This is a genomic window from Acinetobacter sp. FL, assembly GCF_040744925.1.
Lineage (GTDB): Bacteria > Pseudomonadota > Gammaproteobacteria > Pseudomonadales > Moraxellaceae > Acinetobacter > Acinetobacter radioresistens.
In genome coordinates, this window is the sequence record NZ_CP160437.1 from 2,439,276 (window position 1) to 2,463,481 (window position 24,206).

The following is a 24,206-nucleotide window of genomic DNA, read 5'->3' on the forward strand; positions in this document are numbered from 1 at the left end:
ACATAACTTCAATATAAACCCAATCAGCAGTTCTGAAACAATAAGATGATTTATTACCCAAATCTGTAAATTTTTGCCATAAAAATTGATTAAAAAAATAATCAATTTTAAGATTTTTATCCTGATTACTTAGCTTTAAGTACTAAAATCATCCCCATTTCTCGTGAATAAGATTTAGACGTTTTTGTAGGTAAAAGCGTACAACAATATCGGAGCTTTGCGACTATTCGTCATATTAAAATTTTCCTATGATGAACTTATACAGGAACAGGATGTTCCAGAACATAAAACAACAATGATAGGTTCAGGCACCAGGATCGTAAGATACAACAGGAGTTATATCTAATCACCCGATACGAAAAACCCCGGCAGGACGCTGGGGTTTTTTATTGTCTATTAATTATAACTTTTCAATCTACTTGTATTTTTATATAGGGTTGAAATAAGTCATTATTAGATCAATAAAATGAAATCCAAGAAATTCCAATATTTGCTAAAGGCTTATATCTCTTTGTTTTCTATTTTAACTTTAATCTCTTTAGGTTTAGGACTAGCACTAAATTATCTAATTAATAATGAACTTAGTGAAATGTTCAGCATATTGAGAAGTTGCTCAATCTTTATAATATTTTTATTATTCGGCTTAAATTATGAAAGAATTGAGCATTGGCTGGAAGTACATTTAGTAAAACAGAAAAGCTAATTGTCTTAGCCTCGCATAAGAGATTTTATGTTAAGTAGCCATTTTATCTAACTAAAGAGTGCCTACAAAATCGGTAGCTATTCACTCTAAAGATATACTTGATGGCTATAGGGTTTTTATTTAAAGAAAGAACTAACAAACATAACTAATACACCAGTTAACATCCCTAAGAAGCTTGCTGCCTTTGTATCCATATGATTATTTACTTTTTCACGCAATACATGAGGACCAATAAACGTTCCTGCAATACTGATAATTAATCCAATAAATATTAAAAAATCTTCCACTGCCTTTTCTTCCTTTTTTATTTCGTATAACAGCCATTATGTTAAGTGGAATTGATAATCATCATTTTTGATCCCAAAAGCTTTTCTCCATGCCTGAGGGCTGGTACCATATTTTTCACGAAAATTTTTTCTGAATGACACGGTATTATTAAAACCTGAAAGCTCGGTTATCTTTTCGATAGACAAGTTTGTCGTTTCCAAAAGTTCACAACTTAATCTGATTCTTTCAGTATTCAGCCATTCGACTAGGGTCATACCTGTCGCTTTCTTAAAATGCCGTGTAAACGTCCTACGTGTCATATGTGTTCGTTCAGCTAGGCTTTCAATATTATGCTGTATAGCTAAATTCTTTCTTAAAAAATCAAGTAATAGGTTAATTTGTGCATCTTGGCTCGATTCTGCGACTGGCTGTTCAATAAACTGAGCTTGTCCACCTTCACGGTGAGATGGGATCACCATTACTCTAGAGACTTTATTGGCAATTTGTGCATTATAGATTTCACGTACCAAATACAAGCAGCAGTCCAACGCTGCGCCTGTTCCAGCAGAGGTTACGATCCTTTGGTCTTCTACATATAGGGCGTCATTATCAAGCTGAACCTGTGGAAATCGCTCACTAAAATCTTGTTCAGCCATCCAGTGCGTAGCTGCTTTTTTATGGTCAAGTAAACCAGCATATGCTAATGCATAAGTTCCATAGCATAACCCTACAATTCTAATTCCAGTCTGATATGCACAATTTAGGGCATCGATAAGCACTTGTTCAGGCTCATGATTAAAATCATCCCATCCAGGAATAATAATAAGATCCGACTCTTTCATGAGTTCGATCCCACCATCCGGGATAATTATCATAGACTGTTCGGTTTTTACCGGTTGGCCATCTAAAGAAAAAATTTTCAGATCAAATAAGCGTTTATCTTCAATCTTGATATTGAAAATGATATGCGGGATAGAGAAGTGAAATGGATTTATATTGGGATAAACAAACAATCCAATCACTGGTATAGTCATTCGATCTACCTCCCTAAAATAATAAATATAGCATGTTGTCCCAATAGTTTCGATGATTGTCCTTAAGGACAGTTTTTTTGTTTGATGCTTTTAAGCATGATTCAAGTATGACTAAATGATTGGATCTGGAACATGAATAAAACTTTAAGTAGCTCTGTTATTGCACTCTCTCTGGCAATGGCTTCAGTCCATTTATATGCGAATGATAAGGTGGTTCAGCGAGATACTTCTAAAGTTACGCATATACAAGAAATTCGCAATGCAACGATTAAAGTAACCTATGCTGATACGACTTTTTTAATTGACCCAATGTTTGCTAAAAAAGGGTTCTATGAAGGTTTCCCTGATACTCATCGTAGCTATTTACGGAACCCATTAGTCGATTTACCCATCAAGCCCGAAACGATTTTAGAACGTGTAGATGCGGTAATCGTGACCCATACCCATTTAGATCATTGGGATGATGCAGCACAAGCGACTATTCCGAAAAACATGCCTGTGTTTGTACAGAATAAAGAATACCAGAAAGTCATTCAGTCACAAGGCTTCAAAGATGTTCGTGTATTAACGCAAGCGACTTTTAAAGGGATTAAGCTCACTAAAACTGGTGGCCAACACGGTACTGATGCCATGTATCGTATTCCTAAGCTTAAAGCTGGATTAGGCGAAGCAATGGGGGTGGTATTTGAAGCTACTGGCTATGAAACTGTTTATGTAGCAGGAGATACCATCTGGCGTTCTGAAGTTGATCAAGCGATTCAAACATTTAAACCTGATGTGATTGTCTTGAATACAGGTAACGCCTTGGTTAATGGCTTTAAAGAATCCATTATTATGGGGAAAGAAGATACTTATCTCGCAACTCAGAAAGCACCAAATGCCAAAGTAATTGCTGTTCACATGGATGCCATTAACCACATGTCGGTAACACGTGCTCAGCTTGCAGAATATGTAGAAGACAAAGGGATCCAAGATAAGGTGTTAATTCCTATCGATGGTGAAACGCTCTCTTTCTAAAGTAACTTAAAGAAGTGGAAGCGTTCCACTTCTTTAAAATCCTAAGCAGAACAAAACAAATATTAATTAAGTAAAGGAACAGATATGTCAAAATCAGCTTTATTAGTTATCGACTTACAAAATGAATATCTACCTACAGGTAAATTACCATTGGTAAATATTGAACAAGCCGCTGTTAATGCAGTAAAAGTAATTACTAAAGCCCGTGAACAAGGCACTCAAGTGATTCATGTCCAACATATTGCTGATGCTGAATCTCCTATATTTGAACCCAGCTCAAACGGTATTGAATTTCAGGATACAGTTAAGCCGCAAGAAGATGAAGCTGTGATCATTAAAAATCACATCAATGCGTTCTTAAACACAAATCTCAAAGAAATTTTAGATAGCAATCAAGTGACTGAGTTAGTCGTGATTGGTGCTATGAGCCATATGTGTGTTGATGCTGCTGTACGTGCTGCTTCTGATTTTGGTTATAAGGTAAAAGTGATTCATGATGCCTGTGCGACGCTAGACTTAGAATTTAATGGCGTCAAAGTGCCTGCTGGTCATGTCCATGCAACATTCATGGCCGCTTTTGAATTTGCATATGCTCAAGTGATATCAACTGAAGATTATATTAACTAAAGATTAACATTTTCTAAAATTAACATAATACTGTTTATAGAAGGCTGAAAAATTTGGTTTAATATATTGATTTATATATGCTTTATAAATTTTAAGCCTAGATGCATATCTAGGCTTTTTTAAGTATATATAAGCACGCTTATATTAAATAAATAATTTTCTTAATTTCTTTCGAGTTTTAACATACTCTTAGCAAGATTTTCTTTACCAGTTTCCTTTAAATTTTTAATTACAGAATCGAAATCTCTTTTTTCTCTATTTTGGCTTAATTTTGACTGAGCTTGTATCTTAGATATATTTATTTCAAAAACAATTAGTTCTTTTAATTGATCCATTAAATACTCTTTAGGGGCATCCGACATTTTCCATCCTGAATTACCATTAGCTTTTTCTTCACTTATTTTTGTTAGCATGCCGACAGCAGATAATTTACTTTTATTATCTGTGAAATAAGTTATATTTCCATATATATGAACAACCTGATAGTTCCAAGTAGGTACTTTTTTGTGGTCTTTAAATTTACTTGGGTAATAATTTGCTGAAATATAAGCATCCTCACCCTTAAAGATACATAGAACTTCCTGATCATCAGAAACAAGTATCCTCATATCATTATTTACTGCAATATGACCAATTAAAGTATTATCCGTTTTCATAATTAAGGGCACATGTGTTGCAATAAGCCCGTCTTTAGTATTAGCAACTATACACGCTAAAGGATAATTTTTAATAAGGTTCATTATCTCTTCTGTGCGTACTTCTTGAAAATCATTTGGAATATACATTTACTTATCTGACTCAACTCTAATTTAAAAATAGAATTTGGATTCGTTAAAATATAATTTAATTCTCCCAAAATTAATATGATACAAGTTATACGAATTCACAGAACATGGCTTTGAGCTGGGCCCTTTTTATCAAAGAGTATAATAAAGTGGAGGAAGAGTGGTAATTGATCTGAATAGCTACATTGTCTTACCAAAATGCAGTCAATTCCAATCTGTCTTTTTATGTGCGGTCTCTGGCGTAAATGCTAGCATAGAAATAGTAATATCTGTTTTGGCAAAAATGCTCTTTAATCCCTCACTTCCTGTATAACATTCTATAATAGAAATACTTTTAGATGTTCTGCGCCATCCATATACATTAGAACTATTATCAATCAACTTAATAGCGGCAGCAGCTCCTAGTTCTCCCAAACCGAGCAAGTAAACTGTTTTTTCAGATGCTATCTATTCCTGTGGCTACTATATCTTTTTTTCCTGTTGTCTAGCATAACTTGGCATGTCACGATATAAATATGATGTCCATATCACAACGAGATAAGATACGTTTTGCAATTTCAAGAGATCCTCTAGCTTCAATTTTTTTAATGACCTGTAAAATCTCAGGTGCCTGAATTTGGTTAATACGCTTATTAGCAAGAGCAATGTAAAACTCATCCAATGAAGCTCGAACATTACTGATGTGTTTGGATGACCAGGTTTCTTTTTGATTATTGAACCAATCTTTTGCGACTTCCTTAAAATAAGGCTGCTCCTGCTCGACCTCAGTTATATTTTTGAGTTTATATCTCAGATCAAGCGCGATCTCCCTTGCACGCTTTAAACTTAGCTCAGGATAGATACCTAATGCTTTGGACTTCCTTTGTCCATTTTCCGTGTATCTGATAGACCAATATTTTTTGCCATTTGGATCGATTCGTAAAGACAGACCATTAATATCAGAAAGGCGGTACTGTTTTTCCTGCGGTAATGCTTTTTTACACAGCACATCGGTAAGCGACATATCTTTGTCCCACATAATTAAACTTATTTAGTGGGTCAAATTGTCCCAATTTTGACCCTCATAAAGCAAAAATAGGGTCAAACAGCTTAGGACAAGGTCGGACAACACAGCCAATAAAAAAACCCTTAAACATTGAGTTTAAAGGCTTTTTTAGATTCCGATGGATTAATTCGGAAAGAATTTTGGTGGAGGTGGCGGGAGTCGAACCCGCGTCCGCCAGCACTACACTCGAGAATACTACATGCTTAGATATCGTCTACTTTTTTAACTCTTTGTGACCCGACGAACAGGGTACAAATCGCGATCCTCTTAATTTAGTACAAAACCCCGAGGCTTGGTTTTATACGGACTTGTGTGCGTGCGCTTCAGTCGGACTCCCTAACCACAAGTATTCAGAGAGGCGGACAAGCTGCCCTTAGGCAGCTAGAGCGTATGATTCGTCGTTTGCGACTAAAAAATGCAAATTTGATTTACGAGAGAAAATGCGCTCTCGGCATGCATCTATGAGTTTCATCACCAGCGTCGAAGCCAGAGACACCCCCAAGTTACGTTCCTATCTTAGCATACTTTTACTGATTTACCATGCCGTAATTCATTAAAATCAAGAGCAAGATAGGTTTAATACTATAATTGCGGTAGTATTTTATTTTTCAAGTTCTTCTTATAAAAACATGAGTTATTTATTAGCACTCGATCAGGGAACAACTTCTAGCCGGGCAATTGTTTTTGATGAATCAGGCCGCATTCATGCCACTGCACAGCGTGAAATTCATATACAGACTCCTCATTCCGGTTGGGTGGAACAGGATGCACAGGAAATCTGGACTACACAAATTGCCGTAGTTCAGCAGGCACTCGCCTCAGCAAATTTGCTGGCGAAGGATATTAAAGCCTTAGGTTTAACCAACCAACGTGAAACTACGGTCGTGTGGGATAAACGTACTGGTCAGGCACTTACTTCTGCCATTGTATGGCAGGACCGTCGTGCATCTGGCTGGTGTAATCAGATGATTGAACAGGGCCACATGCAGTTAATCCAGGAAAAAACCGGACTGCGAATTGATCCTTATTTCAGTGCAAGCAAATTGGTCTGGTTACTCGAACATGACGAGGGACTGCGTACACTGGCTGATCAGGGACATTTAGCGTTTGGAACAATTGACAGCTGGTTAATCTGGAATCTGACGCAGGGTGCTGAACATGTCATCGAAGCGAGTAATGCTTCACGAACCATGCTCATGAATCTGCAAACCCAAAGTTGGGATGAAGAGCTTTTAGAGCTGTTTAATATTCCATGTTCCGTATTACCTAAAATTATCTCGTCTGACTGCTATGTTGCAGATACCGCCAAGGGACTTTTGGGCTCAACCATTCCAATTATGGGGGTTTTAGGTGATCAACAGGCTGCACTATTTGGTCAATCCTGCTTTGAGGCAGGTACAGCCAAGAATACCTATGGTACAGGCTGTTTCATGTTATTTAATACAGGCACTGACGTCCAGTTCAGTCAGAACAAGCTGCTGACCACCTTAGCCTGGCAATGCCAGAATCAAGCCCATTATGCACTCGAAGGGAGTGTCTTTATGGCGGGAGCAATTATGCAGTGGCTACGTGATGGTTTAGGGATCATTCAAAAAAGTAGTGATACTGAAAAACTGGCAGCACAGGTTAAATCCAGTGAGGGTGTAGTTTTAGTGCCTGCTTTTACCGGATTAGGCGCACCGCATTGGGATAGTGAAGCACGGGCAATGATTTGTGGTATATCACGCGGAACTACAAAAGCGCATATTGCACGTGCCTCGCTAGAAGCAATTGCTTTTCAAGTTTCTGATGTATTATCTGCAATGCAGGCTGATCTGGATCAGCCCTTAAAAGAACTGCGTGTAGATGGTGGAGCCAGTTGCAATGATATGATGATGCAGTTTCAGGCAGATTTACTGAATGTACCAGTGTTACGGCCTAAACTACAGGAATCGACGGCATGGGGCGCCGCAGCCATGGCGGGGCTAAAAGCTGGAGTATTTAATAGTCTGGATGATCTTTCAGCTTCCTGGCAACTGGAGCGAGAATTTATACCGCAAATGTCAGAAGATGAGCGTCAGCAACATTTAGCGCGCTGGAAAGATGCCCTACAGCGGGTACGGTCCGACCTAAGCTAATTCAACAAGAGTAAATAATAAAAAACCAGGCCAAGCCTGGTTTTTTCATCAGTGTGTTGGCCCCGTTGCAGCGCCTGTTTTTGGTTTTGGACACAACCAGATAATCAGGCCAGATACAACAAATACCAGTGAAAATAGCAAAAACACATGGTCAGCCGCTAATGTGAGTGCCTCTTTATTTACCAGATTGGAAATCATCGCTAAAGCACCTTCCGGACTCATACCACTTTGGACTAATGCATGTTGTGTCGGTTCAGGATTCAAGCTCGACACAATTTCACTGCGTGCCAGTTTAGCATGATCATCCCACATCGTGGCAGACATAGAAGCACCTATTGCACCTGCCATCGTTCGCATAAAACTCATCAGACCAGCAGCAGAGGCTATTTCCTGAGGCAATACCGATGCCAGAGCAATATTCGACAATGGAATGAAGAAAAATGGCACTGCAAAACCTTGTAGAATCTGTGGAATTGCCAATGCCATAAAGTCTGCTTCCGAGGTCCAGAGTGCTCGCATAAAGGTTACTCCGCCCAAGACTAACAGACCGAAACACGCCAAGGCACGCTGATCATAACGGGTAGAAAGCTTGGCAACCACAGGAGACATGGTCAGGCTGCCAAAACCCATTGTTGCTGTCACATATCCGGCCCAAGTCGCAGTATAGCCAATATTGATCTGTAGCCACTGTGGAATCAGCACAATACTGCCAAAAAATGCACCAAAACCAAACGATAAGGCAAGTACTGAAATCGTGAATCCCCGATGCCTGAAGACCCGTACATTTACGATCGGATTATGTTCGGTAATTTCCCAGATTAAAAATACGATAAATCCGGCAATCGCAACTGCAGCCAGACTGTTGATAATATTGCTGTGAAACCAGTCATGTTCATGACCCAGATCCAACATCAATTGCAGGGCACCAATCCAGATTACCAGCAGGATAAGTCCGATATGATCAATCTTGAGCTTATTTAATGGAGTTTCAGCACCTTTGAGTAGGCTCACTGCTCCTAAAGCGCAAATAATACCGACTGGAATATTAATAAAGAAAATCCAGTGCCAAGAAATATTATCACTGATTGTACCGCCAAGAATTGGTCCAAGAATTGGTCCAATGACGGTAGTCATCGCCCAGAGACCCATCGCCTGTGCATGTTTTTCCTGCGGGAAAATCCGCATAAGCAGAGTCTGGCTCAGTGGCATGATCGGCCCGCCAAAAAGCCCCTGCCCGATACGGCAAATGACCAGTAAGGCCAGGCTGTTTGAAAGGCCGCATAATACTGAAAAGACAGTAAACCCGATGACGCAGGCAACAAAGGTACGGACCACTCCAAAGCGGCCAGCCAGCCAGCCGGTTAATGGTACACAGATTGCTTCGGCAACAGCATAGGAAGTAATTACCCAGGTACCTTGTGTACTTGAAACAGCAAGGCTTCCAGTAATATGTGGTAATGAGACATTGGCGATGGTGGTATCAAGGACCACCATAAAGTTAGCCAGTGCCAGCACCAGCGCTGCAATCAGCAGCCGTCCGCCTTTAAGGTCGGCAAAAGGTGTGCTTTGGCTGTTCATATTGAATTACCTGGTCAGGTCAACCGTTGCGTTCATGGACAGCCCTACCCTGAGCGGATGCTGTGCCAGCTCTTTCGGGTCAAGTGCAATCCGTACTGGTAGACGTTGAACCACCTTGATCCAGTTTCCTGTGGCATTCTGGGCTGGAATTAAAGCAAAGGCAGCTCCAGTTCCCCCGGAGAAGCCTAAAACCTTGCCATGATAAACCACCTCATCACCATAGAAATCTGATATCAGCTCTACAGCCTGACCGGTTCTGACTTTTGCCAGCTGACTTTCTTTAAAATTAGCATCGACATAAAGCTGGGCCACAGGAACCACCACCATCAGTGAGTTTCCCGGTGCTACACGCTGTCCGACCTGCACATTACGGCGGCTGACCACACCATCAAGTGGCGCACGTACTTCTGTCCGTTCCAGATCGAGCATCGCCTGCTCTACCCGTGCCTGGGCAATTAGCACATCAGGAGTAGAGCGTTCAGTGGCACCACGAATCAGTGCTTCGTTGGCGGCCAGTGTGCTTTGTGCTGCTTTACGGTTAGCCTCAGCTTGAGACAGACCTGCTTGTGCCAAGGTTAAACTAGCTCGTGCGGTATCTAACACGGTTCGCGCACTGCTCATTTCTTCTTTGGAAATTGCGCCTGTTTCTGAGAGCTTGCGACGGCGTTCATAATCAGCCTGAGCCTTAGCAAGATCAGCCTCTGCCTTCTTAACCTGTGCCTGAGCACTGGCAATCTCATCAGCGCGTACCGATACCTGTGAATTTAGTGACTGGCTGTTGGCCGAGGTTTGGTTATATTGTCGTTTGGCTTTGGCCAGTTCTGCCTGTGCCTGCGCCAGAGCAATTTTGGCATCACGCGGATCAATACGTACCAGTACATCTCCCTGTTTGACTTGTTGGGTATCCTTGACCAGCACTTCTGTAACCTGTCCGCTCACCATAGAGGTAATCTGGGCAGTATCGGCCCCTACGTAGGCATTATCTGTAGAAACCGAACGGCTGGCAAAGTACATCCACAATGCATAGATCAGCACCGCGACAATAAAAAGAATCGCTACAATTTTAAGAAGTTTTTTTCTTTTATTGGGAGGAGGGAGATCGCCAGAAGAAGTGACTTGCGCCGGGTCGAGATCATGAGCTTGAGCATCAGTCATAGGCTATTCCTTTTGAATATGGACCAAAGCACTGTATGGATGAAAAGACCTTGTCTGGAGCCTATCCAACTTTTATTGGGGGCTTGTTTTTCATGCAGGGCTTTGGAGAAGGAGATGGATTTTAATGCAGCTTTAAAATAAATGTCGCAAAAAAAATGTAACTGGCAAGTTCTCTTTATATGAGAAAGCTCTGCCGATTCTCCAAATAGAAACTACAATTTTAAAGAAGTTTTAGCATTTAACTCCAAAGCCGGTTTTATCTCATCTGCATCAGGCCATCTTGCTTTAACTGTTTTTCTAATAGGCATAAGACGCAATTGCTGTGGCAATCGCCTTGTTTTCATCATTGATCATAGTCATACGCATGGTACAGCCTTTACGTCCTAATCTGAGCGTTTCAGCACGGGCAATAAAATGCTGTCCACGGCCCGGAGCCAGATAATCAACCCGCATATCAACAGTCGCCAGTCGGGAGACTTTTTTAATGGTATCTACCAGTTGCTCTGCAGGCGCGCGCTTATATAGCTCACCCATGGCGACAATACCACCGATACTGTCCAGCAAAGTTGCAGCCACACCGCCATGCAGAATCTGGAAAGCCACGTTACCGATCATATAAGGCTGCATTTCAATGTAACCCTCAATTTGCCCTTCAATGACCCGCATAGTCATGCCATTATGCTGAAAATAGGGAGAACTATTAAATGCCTTGCATAACTGTTTGAGCACCACATCAATATCGACTTTCGAGCCCAGATGAATATTGCCAGTCCAGCTTTTATTTGTCTCGTTAACCATTTGCCCGAATTACCTTTATTGAATAAATAAATAAATGCCGTCGCCCTAAACCCAGATTATGGGTCTACAATAGCGGGTAGTTTAATACTGATGATCGAGATTGTTATGACTTATACGTTCAATCGTCCTGCATTTCCTGCCACCCGCATGCGTCGTATTCGAAAAAATGAAAAAATGAGATCAATGGTCAGGGAAACGCAACTAACAGCTGATCATTTGATTTATCCCGTATTTGTGTTACCTGGACAAAATCAGAGCCAGGATATTCCAAGCATGCCGAATGTACAGCGCCTCTCTGCAGACCTATTACTAAAAAAAGCGGAACGTCTTCTGGAACTCGGAGTTTCCAAGCTGGCATTATTCCCGGTGACGCCTCAAGAAGATAAAAGCCTGACAGCTGAGGCTGCATGGCATGAAGATGGTCTGGTGCAAACTACTGTTCGCCTGCTGAAAAAAGAGTTACCTGATATGGTACTTATCACGGATGGTGCACTTGACCCGTATACGACTCATGGCCAGGACGGTATTATTGATGCTAGTGGCTATGTACTTAATGATGAGACTGTAGAATGCCTGATCAAGCAGGCATTAAGCCATGCTGAAGCAGGTGCAGATGTAATTGCACCGAGTGACATGATGGATGGACGCATTGGTGCAATCCGTCAGGCGCTTGAAGCCAATGGACATATTTATACCAGTATCATGGCCTATTCAGCAAAATATGCTTCTAGTTTCTATGGCCCTTTTCGCGATGCGGTAGGCTCAGCCAGCAATCTGAAAGGTGGGAATAAATATAATTACCAGATGGACGTAGGTAACCGTGCCGAAGCCCTGCATGAAATTGCCCTAGACCTGCAGGAAGGTGCAGACATGGTGATTGTCAAGCCAGGTATGCCATATCTCGACATTGTGCGGGAGGTGAAAGATACTTTCGGTGTACCTACTTTTATTTATCAGGTAAGTGGCGAATATGCGATGCTGGCAGGCGCGATCCAGAATGGCTGGCTGTCCGACAGTGCCATCCTTGAATCATTACTTTGCTGCCGTCGGGCTGGTGCGGATGGAATCTGGACCTATTTTGCTGAAGAAGCAGCGCTTAAACTTAAAGCCATGCAGTAAAATTCGGACAAGATAATGAAGATTGCCATTATTGGAGCCGGAATCAGTGGACTGCTTACGGCACTTGAGCTTATAGAACAGGGCTGTTCAGTTGATATTTTTGATCAGCCCTACAGCGGGAGTGCCTCTTGGGCAGGCGGTGGAATCCTCTCTCCAATGTATCCCTGGCGTTATGCACCCGCCGTAAACCAGCTGGCTCAATTTGGCAAAGCTTTATACCAGGAATGGAACCAGAAGTTGCAAGCGGTTTCAGGAATAGATTTTCAGATTCATGAAACCGGCATGCTGATTTTTGACCAGGAAGATTTTAGGCAGGGCCTGAGTTATAGCCAGCAATTTCAGGAGCCAATGCAAATCTGTGAGCTTGTACAGCATGAGCGGCTTCGTCAGATTAATCCGCATATTGCATCTGGTTTTAAAGAAGCCCTTTATTTCCCCCAGCTTGCCAATATTCGTAATCCACGGTTATTACAATCCATTCAGAATTATTTAAAAACGCATCCTAACGTGCAGTTTTTCGAAAATACAGCAATTCAACAGCTTGATATTCAACATGGAAAGGTTGTGGCTGTACGAGACCAGAATCTTCGTAGCTTCCAGGCCGATCAGTTTGTACTGACTACAGGCGCCTGGTCTGAACAGTGGTCTAGACAGTTAAATATCCAGTTACCGGTACAACCGGTACATGGGCAGATGATTCTGTTCAAAACACCGGAGAACTGGTTACCGACCATGTGCATGAACCGGGTAATGTATCTGATACCACGTTCTGATGGCCATATTGTCTGTGGTTCAAGCATGGTTCATCAGGGTTTTAATACTTCTATAAACCCTCAGACTTCAGAAAGTATTTTAACTGCATCTCTGGAAATGGTGCCTGAAATGGCCCAATTTCCCATTGTGAAACAGTGGGCTGGGCTGCGTCCCGGTTCTCCAGAAGGTATCCCTTACATCGGAAAAATACCAGATATTAATAATTTATGGGCGAATTTCGGGCATTTCCGTAATGGTCTCTGCATGGGGCCTGCATCTGCCCGCCTGCTGCGTCAGCTCATTCTTAAGCAGCCGCCCCTGGTTGAGCCTCAAGTTTATTCACCTGAACGCTTAATTCCTCAAAGTTATGATAGGGTTCACTCAACGGCCAGCTAAAAGCAGATGATCATTTCTCATCTAAAAGATCGGTAAGTGCACTATTTAAATCTGGATATTGAAACTCAAAGCCTTGTTCCAATAAAGCTTGAGGCATTACAAACTGCCCATTTAATACCAGTTGTGACTGTTCACCCAGCATTGTTTTCAATACACAGGCTGGCATACTCAACAATGGTTTTTTATGTAATTTAGCAGCAGCTATTTCAGCAAATTTTCTCTGAGTGCCCTGTTCTGGCGCTACCAGGTTATAGACTGCCTTTGCCTCACGCTGCTGTAAAATAAATGTAATGGCACGCACCACATCATTAATATGAATCCAGGTTACCGGCTGAAGGCCATGACCGATCTTGCCGACCAGATTAAAACGGATTGGCATAAGCATCTGTGGCAATATCCCGCCGTTTCTGGCAAAGACTACTCCAAGCCTGATAATACTAACCTGTTGTCCGGGATTGTTTTTTGCCTGATGTTCCCACCGCTGACATAGCTCGGACATAAAGATATCCTGCGGCGGTGAGCTTTCATTACAGTATCCGCTCCACTGTTCTTGTGGATCAATACCATAGTACCCTATCGCAGAACCTGAAATGATGCGATGTGGCTGTATCCTGTTCTGTTGTAGCCATTCAAATACTTGACGTGTTGTCTCAATCCGGCTATTGATCAGTTCAAGTTTGCGCTTTTCTGTCCAGCGTGACTGGCCAATATTCTCACCTGCCAGATTAATTACATAATCAATCGGTTCCTGACTGATCTGTTCCAAACGGTGAATATATCGCAAACCGGCCTGAGAAGAGCTTCTATTTGGATTACGTGTCAGACCAATCACCTGATAACCCTGCTGAATCAGGTAAGCAGCAAGATGTTGGCCAATAAAACCGCTGGCACCGGTGATTAATACCTGTGGTTTCTGCTGCATCATGTAGTCCTCTTATATTTTTTAGTCAGATGAGCCAAATTTATGCTGAGCCATACGCTGGGCTTGTGGTCCATAGAACCAGTATGTCAGTAAATATAAAGGAATGGCCATGAGCAGACACATAATTGCAACCAGACTCAAAAATTGCGGGTGCTGAAGATACAGCATAAAATTCTGCCATATTTCCGGATCTTTTCTTGAAAACCACACTAAACCTAGAACCAGAAAACTCAGGTTATAACCCCAAAATATCAGGGTAAATCCCAAAGTCAGCCTTTTTCTTTCCCGCTGGCTTGGCGCACGGCCCTGTTGATTTAAAAACTTGTATAGGGTAATGATCATCGCGGCCATATAAGGAATAATAGTCAAGATACCGCCCAGACCCGCCGGTAATAATGCAGCGACCACGCCTACCACTAAGGTAAGTCCCAAACACCAAAGGAAAAACTGCAAATAATATCTTGTAAGCGAGGGCATTTGACCAGTCCTAAAACAACAGATTTTTTTCAGTATAAGCCGGATAAAAAGTTTTTTTAATTTTTTTGCATTTCTTTGTCAACCAAATCCGAGGACATTACGTTATATAGGGTACAAGGCCAGCAGCAACCGCAAACGATGCATGGCATCCGCATCTGTTTACGGTGGCCTTTACTTATCAAAGCAATAACTTGAACTTCATGGCGAGTGTATATCCTGGTATCACTCATCGAAGTTTCCTTCCTTGGCCGACGATTTACTCATCACTCGAATCGTCGGCTTTTATTTTGCCTGTATATTTTAGCTTGCTACTTTAAAATCCTTTATTTCTATTTATTTATCCTTATAAGTTTTAAGCTGACATACAATAGATTATCTGCTGGCAACTAGCCAAGTACAGGCGGAAATGCTTATAGTATAGCCTTGCAGTGGTAGCATTGAGTTTTGGGGCAGGCATGGCGGTACGTTTTTTTCATACTTCAGATTGGCACTTGGGGCAGTTTTTCTATAACCATTCGCGGCAGTATGAACATCAACAGTTTCTGACCTGGCTTATAGAACAGATTAAAGACAAACAGCCACATGCGCTACTAATTGCTGGTGATGTTTTTGATGTGATTAATCCGGCATCTAGTGCTCAAAAGCAGCTCTATCAATTTCTGGCCGATGCGCACTCTGCTGCTCCCCATATGCAAACCCTGATGATTGCCGGCAACCATGACTCTGGTTATCGTCTTGAACAGGTTGAACCTTTACTTGAGAAATACAATGCAAAAACAGTCGGTATTGTGCGCTGGAATACCGAGCACCGTCTTGATTTCGACCGGCTGATTTTACCTATTCATAATGAATATCAAGAAATAGTTGCCTGGTGTATTGCACTGCCCTTTTTACGCCCGGCTGAAATTACCGGTCATGGTGAAGCAACCCAAGACAGCCAGCAGGCAATCGAATACATACATCAGTCACTTATTAAGGAGGCCTTGCAGCGTAAAACTGCAGATCAGGCATTAATTCTTATGTCTCATGCACATATGCAGGGTGCTGATGAATCTAAAGAGTCGGAACGGCCCATCATTATTGGCAACCATGAAGCACTTTCGACTGAACTGTTTAGCCCTGAAATTGATTATGTGGCTTTGGGTCATCTACATAAACCACAGAAAGTCCAGTCTCCACATGTCCGTTATAGTGGCTCTCCGATTCCTCTTTCATTTAGCGAACTCAACTATAAACATCAGGTACTTGAGGTTAATATTGATCCGGATCTATCTGAGAATAGACTCGAGATGAATCCGCTTTATATTCCGCGTACTGTACAGCTACACCGCTTGAGCGGTGAACTCGATGAGGTATTAACGCAGCTTACCTTACTACCTGCAGGAGAAATTTCTGATATCGACCAGCGTGATTATCTTGATATTGAATATTATAGCCTGACTCCGCCTCCACCTGACTTACGCAAAAAAATTGAAGATCTGCTCCCACCCGAGCGCTATCGGCTGGTGCGGATTAGCCGAAAATATTTACAGCAGAGTTCATCTGAAGTTCATGCATCTAAAATTGATCTGGCACCGCCAACCCCTGAACAGCTCTTTGAACAGTTATGGCAAAAAATGGGCTATAGTCAGGATGAACAGGTCAAGCAAGATTTTATGACACTACTGCAAGATGCACAGCAGTCAGAACATAAAATGAAAACGGCGGATAATACATGAAAATTGTACGCCTAAAACTCCAGAATCTGGCTTCTTTAGCAGGTGAACAGGAGATCGATTTTGAGGCTGACCCTCTACAGCATGCTGGTCTGATTGCTATTACTGGCGCCACAGGTGCAGGAAAATCGACCCTGCTGGATGCGATGTGTCTGGCATTATTTAATAAAATTCCCAGATTAAAAACCCATGAAGGTAAGCTCAAGGATGTCAGCGGCCAAGACGTACAGATTGATTCAACCCTCAATATCCTGCGGCGAGGAACAGCCCATGCCTATAGTGAGCTTGAGTTCATCGCCCAGAACCAGAAACGCTATATTGCCCGCTGGGAATTAAAACGTGCACGCGGACATGCCGAAGGTAAATTACAGGCAGTGCAACGTGCATTGGTCTGTGTCACTGATGGCAACATGCTTACAGACAAGGCTAAAGAGTGTGATAAACAGGTATTGGAGCTGATTGGCCTGAGCTTTGAACAGTTTACCCGGGCCGTACTTCTGGCGCAGTCAGAAGTTGGAGCGTTTTTAAAAGCCAAAGACAATGAGCGGGCTGACCTGCTGGAATACCTGACCAATTCCAATATTTTCAGTCTGGTGGGTAAGGCTGCGTTTGAACGGACCAAAATGGTCCGGGTACAGCGAGAAAAATTAAATGAGCTGATTGGCCATGTAGAGCTGCTCAGTACTGAACAGATGGCGCAACTCGAGGATCAATATAAAGCACGACAACAGCAAGTGCAGCAACTTGAGCAACAGCGCCAGATTTTAAGAAATGAGCTGCAATGGCATAAAAGTCACAACCTGCTCTACACCCAGATACAGGCCAAGCAGGAGTTTTATCAGGTCCAGCTGGATGCCAACCAGAAGCTGGGTGAACAGCGCCAGCGTTTACAACAGCTTGAGCAGTTCGCCTCCATTCGTCCAGTCCTGCTTCAGCAAAAACGCTGTGAGCAGCAATTGCAGAGTCTTGAAAAACAAATTTCTCAACACCAGCAGTTGTTCCAGCAGGTTTGTGAGCAGTATCAGGCAGCACAAAAAAGCTGTCAGGCAGCCAGAACTGCAGTAGAAGATGAAAAGCTGCGTCAGAACCAATTAGCTCCCTATTTAAATCAGGCCAAGCAGTTATTGGACCAGCGGAAGCTAATTGAGAGTCAGTATACGCAGGTACGCAATAAACTTAAGGAAAAAACTGCTGAACAACAGCAGCAACTTGAACAGTTACAGCAGGCACAGCAACAATATCAGCAGCTGGAAAATATACAGCAGCAACTACAGCAGCAACTTGCACAAAGCCAGCAATTGTGCGGTTTTGATAGTGAACCGCAAGCCAGTTTACAGCACCTGAAAGCCTATATAGCTCAGGCTCAACAGGCATCGGAACTGTACACGCAAGATCAAATTTTCGATCTTCAAATCCAGCAGGATTCAATTGAACAGCAACTTCATAAACTGGTTCAACATGCAGGTAATGCCAACCAGCTTGAGAAAGAACTGCGTGATTTGTATCAGCAGCGTGAGCAACAGCTGGAACGCACCTATCAGTTTGAACAGCTCCAACACCAGCTGGAACGTTGGCAGATACACTATAGTGAACATCAAAGCCTCGACCAGAATATTCATCAATTAAAAAGTGAGATTCAAGAGCTGCACACTGCAATGCTGGAACAGCACTCAGCTTATGAGCATGACAAGAAAGAGCGTGAACTGTTACAGAAGCAATTACAGCAACAGCGTCTACTCTTTTCAGAAAATATTGAGCAGTTACGTGCAGCTCTGCAGCCAGATGAACCGTGTATGGTCTGCGGCAGCCAGCAGCATCCTTATCGTGAACAGCAGCATTTACTTGAGAAATCATTGCTGGTTATACAGGAACAGCAGGAAAAAAATTATCTGCAAAAAGAACAGGAGGCTCAAAATCAGTGGCTGGCTGCCCGGCAGCAATATCTAAAACAGGAAACCGTCCTGTCACATTTGCAGCAACAGCAACAGCACTTTCTTGAACAGATACAGCAATTACAAAAGCAGCTTCAGCACAAATACAGTTTTTCCGGGCTAGAGCTTCTATGGGAACAGCCCCCCGAACAATTGCTTTTAAAACTAGGAGAGCTACAACAGGTTCAGCTTAAAGTACGTGAACAGCTTGATTTTAATATTATAGAAACTCAAAAGACCCAGTCGCAGTATAATGAATTGGTTCGGCAACTCGAAAAGCTTCGAGCACAATGTACCCGTGCACAGCAATTACAACAGCTCGCTACTCCAATTTTAGAGAAACTGCCTTCAAGTCAACATTCAGACTGGCATGACAATAGCCTTCAAGAAGCACAACATATTTATCAGGTCTTCCAGAATCGCCTGTTACAGCTTGAGCAGCTAAATACTCATAAAGGCTCAGTAGAGCAGCTAAACCTAAAATTACAGCCTCAACAGCTTCAATATCAATATTTAAATACGCAAATTGTTCAATTAGAGCAAGAGCTGGAACAGCTCAAGCAGCAAGGTCTAGATAATGTTGCACAGGTTAAAGAATTAACGCTGAAAGTTGCCGGACAAACTTATGAACAGGCCCAACATTGGCTAGATGACCTTACGCAACAGCTTTCCATACTGGAACAATCCTGCTTGGAAAAACAGCAATATTTTGAAGGACTTCAGCAAAACTATCAGCAGCAGCAATCCAAAATTTCTCAATTTCAGGCGACCCGGCAGCATGTTCAGCAGGAATATACGAATATATATGCCCAAGTTCAACACTGGCTCAATGATCATCCTGACTATTCCCCTGAACTGATTGAGTTTTTAGTATTACAAGATGCGACAGAAGAACAGCGAATACGTCAACTGATTCAGGCGAACGATCAGGGTCTATCTGAGGCAAAAACTGCCTTAAATACCCTACAGGAACAGTTTGAACAGCATCTTGCTACCAAACCGGCCCATGAGTTTGAACAGTTACAGAATTTGCTTGAAAATCTGGAAATACAGCTAGAACATACTTATCAGGAACGTGATCAGCTAAGAACAAAACTGCAAATCCAGCAGCATAATTTGCATAAGCAGCAACAGTTTCAAAAACAGATTGTGCGGGTACAGCAGGAAGAATACCGTTGGAGCCGTATTTCGGAGCTGATTGGCAGTGCAGACGGTGCACGCTTTAAAAAACTTGCTCAGGAACATCACTTGGATATTCTGGTCGAATATGCCAACCAGCAGCTTCAACCATTAGCACCACGCTACCAGTTGCAACGAATTGAAGACAGTCTGGGACTGGCTATTATTGATCACCACATGAACGGCGAAGTCCGGCCGGTCCTGTCACTCTCTGGCGGAGAAACCTTTTTGGTTTCACTCGCATTGGCACTGGCAATCGCCAACATGGCTTCAGGTTCTATGAAAATCGAATCTTTATTTATTGATGAGGGTTTCGGTACGCTAGACCCGGCATCTCTACATATAGTCATGGATGCACTGGACCGTTTACAGGGTCAAGGCCGTAAAGTAACCTTAATTTCACACGTACAGGAAATGCATGAGCGTATTCCTATCCAGATTCAGGTGAAAGCGGTTGGCTCTGGTGCCAGTCGGATTCAAATTGTTGGTTGATATAAGGCAGTTCCATTTTAAACTGCCGGCAGATTTGAAAATATTTGCTTCGTTGCTGACTATACTTTATCTGAATAATCCCGGGTGCCAAATAGCGCTGTTCCAATCCGCACCATGGTAGAGCCGGCTACCACTGCAGCTTCAAGGTCAGCTGACATTCCCATACTCAAGGTATCCCAAACTTGCGGATGGGCATGAAATGTGCGCACTTGGTTAAATAGTTGCCGGGTATGTTCAAATGCATCAGTATGGCCTGGTGCCGGTATAACCATTAGGCCACGCAGGCATAAGTTTGGAAGCTGACTGATCATCTTGACCAGCTCTGCAACCTGTTCAGGTGTACAGCCATCTTTGCTTTCTTGCCCATCAATATTAACCTGAATGCAAATATTTAAAGCAGCTCGCTGTTCAGGTCGCTGAGCAGACAGCCGCTCTGCAATAATAAGACGGTCTACCCCATGTACCCAGTCAAAATTTTCAGCCAGCAGTTTGGTTTTATTGCGCTGCACGTGTCCGATAAAATGCCATTCAATATCATTTAAATCTTGCAGGCTGTGTATTTTTTCGAGTGCTTCCTGTAGATAGTTTTCACCAAAACTGCGTTGCCCAGCCTGATACATTTCACGTAAGACGCCAGCAGAATGTGTTTTGGAAACTGCCAGTAATTGTACTGCTTCATCTGCACGTCCTGCTTTGTGGCTTGCTTCTCGAATCTGTGCCAGAACCTGATCACGGGCATCTTGAAGTTTATTCATTGACTGAGTTCTCATTTTGCCAAGTTTTTTTAAATTCCCTGTATTCAACTGTTGGTTCAGCTGAGGGAAAGCCGTATTATTCTACAAAATAATCAAGAATTCTTTTACGGTGGCGGGGACATTATGGATATTACAGAACTTTTGGCATTCTCGGTTAAAAATGGTGCCTCAGACTTGCATCTTTCAGCAGGAATGCCGCCGATGATCCGGGTCGATGGAGAAGTCCGCCGTATAAATCTGCCGGCACTTGAGCATAAGGATGTACACCGTCTGGTCTATGACATTATGAATGACAAGCAGCGCCGTGACTATGAAGAACTGCTGGAAACCGATTTTTCTTTTGAAGTTCCCGGTGTCGCCCGTTTCCGTGTGAATGCATTTAATCAGAACCGTGGAGCTGGTGCAGTCTTCCGGACCATTCCATCGAAAGTACTGACTATGGAAGATCTAGGCATGGGCCAAATCTTCCGTGATATCTGTGACTATCCACGTGGTATTGTTCTGGTTACTGGCCCGACAGGTTCGGGTAAGTCAACCACGCTGGCAGCAATGCTCGATTATATTAATGAAAACCGTTATGACCATATTTTAACAGTAGAAGATCCGATTGAATTTGTACATCAGTCCAAAAAATGCCTGATTAACCAGCGTGAAGTCCACCGTGATACACATGGCTTTAATGAAGCCCTGCGTTCAGCCTTACGTGAAGATCCGGATATTATCCTGGTAGGTGAGATGCGTGATCTTGAAACTATCCGTCTGGCACTGACTGCGGCAGAAACTGGTCACCTGGTATTTGGTACCCTGCATACCACATCAGCTGCAAAAACAATTGACCGTGTAATTGACGTATTTCCTTCTGAAGAAAAAGATATGGTTCGTGCCATGCTATCTGAGTCACTTCAGGCTGTGATTTCACAAACACTCCTCAAGAAAAATGGTGGTGGTCGTGTAGCCGCCCATGAAATCATGATCGGAATACCGGCCATCCGTAACCTGATACGTGAGAATAAAGTTGCTCAAATGTATTCAGCTATTCAGACCGGCGCCAATCATGGTATGACTACACTTGACCAAAGCCTGAAAACTTTAGTCTCTAAAGGCGTCATCAGCGCGCAAACTGCCCGTATGGCAGCAAAACAGCCCGAAGCTTTTATGTAATTTGCAATGTAATTAAGTGAGATAGCACATGGACTTTAATGACTTGCTTAACCTGATGATGGAACAAAAAGCATCGGATCTGTTTATTACTGCCGATGTTGAACCGTCAATGAAGATTAATGGCCAGATTGTTCCGGTTTCAAAAAACAAACTGACTGGTGAGATTGTCGGACAGCTGATTCATGCAATTATGACCGATAAACAGCGGCAGGAATTTGCAGATACACGTGAATGCAACTTTGCTATCACTAACCGGGAAAAAACAGCCCGTTTTCGGGTCAGTGCCTTTCAGCAGCGTGATTTACCCGGCATGATTTTACGCCGGATTGAAACACAGATTCCAACAATGGATGACCTGAAACTGCCACAGGTGTTAAAAGAACTGGCTATGACCAAGCGCGGCATTATTATTTTCGTAGGTGCCACCGGTACAGGTAAGTCAACCTCGCTTGCTTCAATGATTGGTTATCGGAACCATAATTCCAAAGGTCATATTATTACCATTGAAGATCCGATTGAATTTGTTCATGAACATGCCGGCTGTATTATTACCCAGCGTGAAGTAGGTATTGATACAGCATCCTTTGAAATTGCGCTAAAAAACACGCTGCGACAAGCACCTGATGTTATTTTAATCGGAGAAATTCGTTCAAGGGAAACGATGGATTATGCGATTGCATTTGCAGAGACTGGTCACCTGGTCCTGGCAACTTTACATGCCAATAATGCCAATCAGGCACTAGATCGTATTGTCCATTTCTTTGAGGCAGACCGGCATAGCCAGCTGTATATGGATTTATCACTGAACTTAAAAGCGGTAATTGCCCAGCAGTTGATCCCTACTCTAGATGGTAATGGCCGGCGTGCTGCAATTGAAGTTCTGATTAATACCCCTCTGCTTGCAGATTACATCCGTAAAGGCGAAGTACATGAAATCAAGGACCTGATGAAGCGTTCACGTGAATTGGGTATGCAGACGTTTGACCAGGCACTATATGATTTGTATAAAGCCGGTCAGATTAGTTACAAAGATGCCCTTAAACATGCCGATGCTCCAAATGATTTACGTCTGCAAATCAAACTTTCTGAAGAAGGGGCCAGTCAGTTAATGGCTGCAGGACGTAATATTACTTTTGACGGTCAATAAACGATAACAACAATAAAAAAGGGCCACTCCATGGCCCTTTTAATATGTTGTATTTATGTAGATGTTATTTCTTGCGAAAAGCATCTTGGCATTCAGTATCGCCACAGTAACCATATAAATTGAGCGAGTGACCTGTTAAATGAAAATTATATTGCTCAGCAACCTTATGCTGCTCCTGTTCAATAATATCATTTGTAAATTCAACCACTTTATTACAGTTTAGACAGACCAGATGGTCATGATGATCTTCCTGCATAATTTCAAAAACTGAATGACTATTTTCAAAATTGTGACGCTGAATAATACCGGCTGTTTCAAACTGGGTTAACACACGATAAACGGTTGCTAAACCTACATCTTCACCCTGTTCGAGTAAAGTTTTATAAATATCTTCCGCACTCAAATGATGTTGTTTTGAATTTTCTAATAATTCCAATATTTTGATTCGTGGAAGGGTAACTTTAAGTCCAGCTTTGCGTAAATCTTGATTTGAAATAGCCATGAAAAAAGGTCTCTCAACAAATTTTAAGTTGGAATATGCAACAGAGTTTAGATGCAGTATGATTTATCCTTGGATCAAATGCATCATAATTAATTGGGATAGTGTAGCAAAATGCAAAAACTTATGCTGACGTTAGTCGTCATTTCACTGCTTGTCGGCTGTTCAACCTTGGGCGTTTATAAAGTTGATATCCCTCAGGGAACGCCATTGACTCAGGCACAAGCTTCAAAAGTCCAGGTGGGTATGTCTCATCAGCAAGTACGTTTTCTGCTTGGAAGCCCAACCGTAACTGATCCATTGAATCCATTACGCTGGGATTACATTTACAACTATATCCCAGGAACCTATGCCAAGAAAGCCAAGATTCCAGCGGCACATGGCCAGCATTTAAAGATTTACTTTAATGAAACAGGTATCGTTACCAAAATTGAAGGACTGGAAACTATTCCAGAATCCCAACCTGGTCTGCCTGCTTCCAGAGAAGCGATTTTAAATGCGCCCCCACTATAGACGCTTTAAAATAAAAAGAAA

Annotated in this window: 21 protein-coding genes, 1 other RNA gene and 1 pseudogene; 10 read left to right on the forward strand and 13 right to left on the reverse strand. The window is 42.4% G+C overall.

What is annotated here, in order from left to right; all coding sequences use genetic code 11:
• Positions 1–819: 819 nt before the first annotated feature.
• Together ABZP31_RS11380 and ABZP31_RS11385 are read right to left on the reverse strand one after the other, a co-directional pair.
• The gene (locus tag ABZP31_RS11380; protein WP_248134827.1) at positions 820–990 is read right to left on the reverse strand and encodes a hypothetical protein; all 171 of its coding nucleotides are present in this window, start codon (positions 988–990) and stop codon (positions 820–822) included.
• 36 nt (positions 991–1,026) lie between these two features.
• Entirely contained in the window at positions 1,027–2,004 is a 978-nt protein-coding gene (locus ABZP31_RS11385) for a GlxA family transcriptional regulator (RefSeq protein WP_248134829.1), read from the reverse strand.
• A gap of 132 nt (positions 2,005–2,136) precedes the next feature.
• Here ABZP31_RS11385 and ABZP31_RS11390 point away from each other — a divergent pair, with 132 nt between their 5' ends.
• Together ABZP31_RS11390 and ABZP31_RS11395 are read left to right on the forward strand one after the other, a co-directional pair.
• A complete protein-coding gene (locus tag ABZP31_RS11390; RefSeq protein ID WP_248134831.1) occupies positions 2,137–3,021 on the forward strand; it encodes an MBL fold metallo-hydrolase in 885 nt (294 codons plus the stop codon).
• 84 nt (positions 3,022–3,105) lie between these two features.
• On the forward strand, positions 3,106–3,648 hold the full coding sequence (locus tag ABZP31_RS11395; RefSeq protein WP_248134833.1) for a cysteine hydrolase family protein: 543 nt from the start codon (positions 3,106–3,108) through the stop codon (positions 3,646–3,648).
• A 161-nt stretch (positions 3,649–3,809) separates the two neighbouring features.
• On the opposite strand, the gene ABZP31_RS11400 is transcribed toward ABZP31_RS11395, so the two are convergent.
• The 4 genes and pseudogenes from ABZP31_RS11400 to ssrA all read right to left on the reverse strand — a co-directional run bounded on the left by ABZP31_RS11400 (position 3,810) and on the right by ssrA (position 5,978).
• Positions 3,810–4,433 carry an FMN-binding negative transcriptional regulator gene (locus tag ABZP31_RS11400; RefSeq protein WP_248134834.1) on the reverse strand — a complete coding sequence of 208 codons (624 nt, stop codon included), beginning with the start codon at positions 4,431–4,433 and terminating at the stop codon, positions 3,810–3,812.
• 204 nt (positions 4,434–4,637) lie between these two features.
• Positions 4,638–4,856, reverse strand: coding sequence for a hypothetical protein (locus ABZP31_RS11405; RefSeq protein WP_367156805.1), 219 nt, complete (start codon positions 4,854–4,856; stop codon positions 4,638–4,640).
• A 106-nt stretch (positions 4,857–4,962) separates the two neighbouring features.
• Positions 4,963–5,436, reverse strand: a pseudogene (locus ABZP31_RS11410) (tyrosine-type recombinase/integrase); the annotation flags it as partial.
• 183 nt (positions 5,437–5,619) lie between these two features.
• Positions 5,620–5,978: a transfer-messenger RNA gene (ssrA, locus tag ABZP31_RS11415) on the reverse strand.
• Positions 5,979–6,107: 129 nt separating this feature from the next.
• Between ssrA and glpK the strand changes: the two genes are divergently transcribed.
• On the forward strand, positions 6,108–7,595 hold the full coding sequence (gene glpK, locus ABZP31_RS11420) for a glycerol kinase GlpK (RefSeq protein WP_248134900.1): 1,488 nt from the start codon (positions 6,108–6,110) through the stop codon (positions 7,593–7,595).
• A 48-nt stretch (positions 7,596–7,643) separates the two neighbouring features.
• Here the strand turns inward: glpK and ABZP31_RS11425 are convergent, their stop codons facing one another.
• The 3 genes from ABZP31_RS11425 to ABZP31_RS11435 form a co-directional block, all read right to left on the reverse strand.
• A complete protein-coding gene (locus ABZP31_RS11425) occupies positions 7,644–9,173 on the reverse strand; it encodes a DHA2 family efflux MFS transporter permease subunit (protein ID WP_248134902.1) in 1,530 nt (509 codons plus the stop codon).
• Positions 9,174–9,179: 6 nt separating this feature from the next.
• Positions 9,180–10,328, reverse strand: a complete 1,149-nt coding sequence (locus ABZP31_RS11430) for an EmrA/EmrK family multidrug efflux transporter periplasmic adaptor subunit (protein ID WP_005406605.1) — start codon at positions 10,326–10,328, stop codon at positions 9,180–9,182.
• A 297-nt stretch (positions 10,329–10,625) separates the two neighbouring features.
• Positions 10,626–11,126 (reverse strand): thioesterase family protein, encoded by a 501-nt coding sequence (locus ABZP31_RS11435; protein WP_034670996.1) that lies wholly within the window; start codon positions 11,124–11,126, stop codon positions 10,626–10,628.
• Between the two features lie 105 nt (positions 11,127–11,231).
• Between ABZP31_RS11435 and hemB the strand changes: the two genes are divergently transcribed.
• Both hemB and ABZP31_RS11445 read left to right on the forward strand, forming a co-directional pair.
• A complete protein-coding gene (hemB, locus tag ABZP31_RS11440) occupies positions 11,232–12,245 on the forward strand; it encodes a porphobilinogen synthase (protein WP_005027463.1) in 1,014 nt (337 codons plus the stop codon).
• Positions 12,246–12,260: 15 nt separating this feature from the next.
• Complete coding sequence (locus ABZP31_RS11445; protein WP_248134904.1) at positions 12,261–13,394, forward strand: FAD-binding oxidoreductase; 1,134 nt, start codon at positions 12,261–12,263, stop codon at positions 13,392–13,394.
• A 10-nt stretch (positions 13,395–13,404) separates the two neighbouring features.
• On the opposite strand, the gene ABZP31_RS11450 is transcribed toward ABZP31_RS11445, so the two are convergent.
• Both ABZP31_RS11450 and ABZP31_RS11455 read right to left on the reverse strand, forming a co-directional pair.
• A complete protein-coding gene (locus ABZP31_RS11450) occupies positions 13,405–14,319 on the reverse strand; it encodes a TIGR01777 family oxidoreductase (protein ID WP_005018938.1) in 915 nt (304 codons plus the stop codon).
• An 18-nt stretch (positions 14,320–14,337) separates the two neighbouring features.
• A complete protein-coding gene (locus ABZP31_RS11455) occupies positions 14,338–14,793 on the reverse strand; it encodes an ABZJ_00895 family protein (RefSeq protein WP_101161411.1) in 456 nt (151 codons plus the stop codon).
• A gap of 455 nt (positions 14,794–15,248) precedes the next feature.
• On the opposite strand from ABZP31_RS11455, the gene ABZP31_RS11460 reads away from it, so the two are divergent.
• The gene (locus ABZP31_RS11460; RefSeq protein ID WP_248123461.1) at positions 15,249–16,511 is read left to right on the forward strand and encodes an exonuclease SbcCD subunit D C-terminal domain-containing protein; all 1,263 of its coding nucleotides are present in this window, start codon (positions 15,249–15,251) and stop codon (positions 16,509–16,511) included.
• Positions 16,508–20,110 (forward strand): AAA family ATPase, encoded by a 3,603-nt coding sequence (locus ABZP31_RS11465; RefSeq protein WP_248123456.1) that lies wholly within the window; start codon positions 16,508–16,510, stop codon positions 20,108–20,110. Before ABZP31_RS11460 ends, ABZP31_RS11465 begins: the two co-directional genes overlap by 4 nt.
• Positions 20,111–20,169: 59 nt before the next feature.
• Here ABZP31_RS11465 and ABZP31_RS11470 read toward each other — a convergent pair whose 3' ends face one another.
• The gene (locus ABZP31_RS11470; protein WP_026444069.1) at positions 20,170–20,865 is read right to left on the reverse strand and encodes a YggS family pyridoxal phosphate-dependent enzyme; all 696 of its coding nucleotides are present in this window, start codon (positions 20,863–20,865) and stop codon (positions 20,170–20,172) included.
• A gap of 123 nt (positions 20,866–20,988) precedes the next feature.
• On the opposite strand from ABZP31_RS11470, the gene ABZP31_RS11475 reads away from it, so the two are divergent.
• Positions 20,989–22,026: a type IV pilus twitching motility protein PilT gene (locus ABZP31_RS11475; RefSeq protein ID WP_248134906.1), complete on the forward strand. Its 1,038-nt coding sequence runs from the start codon at positions 20,989–20,991 to the stop codon at positions 22,024–22,026.
• 28 nt (positions 22,027–22,054) lie between these two features.
• The gene (locus ABZP31_RS11480) at positions 22,055–23,173 is read left to right on the forward strand and encodes a PilT/PilU family type 4a pilus ATPase (RefSeq protein WP_005018931.1); all 1,119 of its coding nucleotides are present in this window, start codon (positions 22,055–22,057) and stop codon (positions 23,171–23,173) included.
• A 64-nt stretch (positions 23,174–23,237) separates the two neighbouring features.
• On the opposite strand, the gene fur is transcribed toward ABZP31_RS11480, so the two are convergent.
• The gene (fur, locus tag ABZP31_RS11485; protein WP_005018930.1) at positions 23,238–23,675 is read right to left on the reverse strand and encodes a ferric iron uptake transcriptional regulator; all 438 of its coding nucleotides are present in this window, start codon (positions 23,673–23,675) and stop codon (positions 23,238–23,240) included.
• Between the two features lie 111 nt (positions 23,676–23,786).
• Between fur and ABZP31_RS11490 the strand changes: the two genes are divergently transcribed.
• Positions 23,787–24,185, forward strand: a complete 399-nt coding sequence (locus tag ABZP31_RS11490; RefSeq protein WP_111282133.1) for an outer membrane protein assembly factor BamE — start codon at positions 23,787–23,789, stop codon at positions 24,183–24,185.
• Positions 24,186–24,206 lie beyond the last annotated feature (21 nt).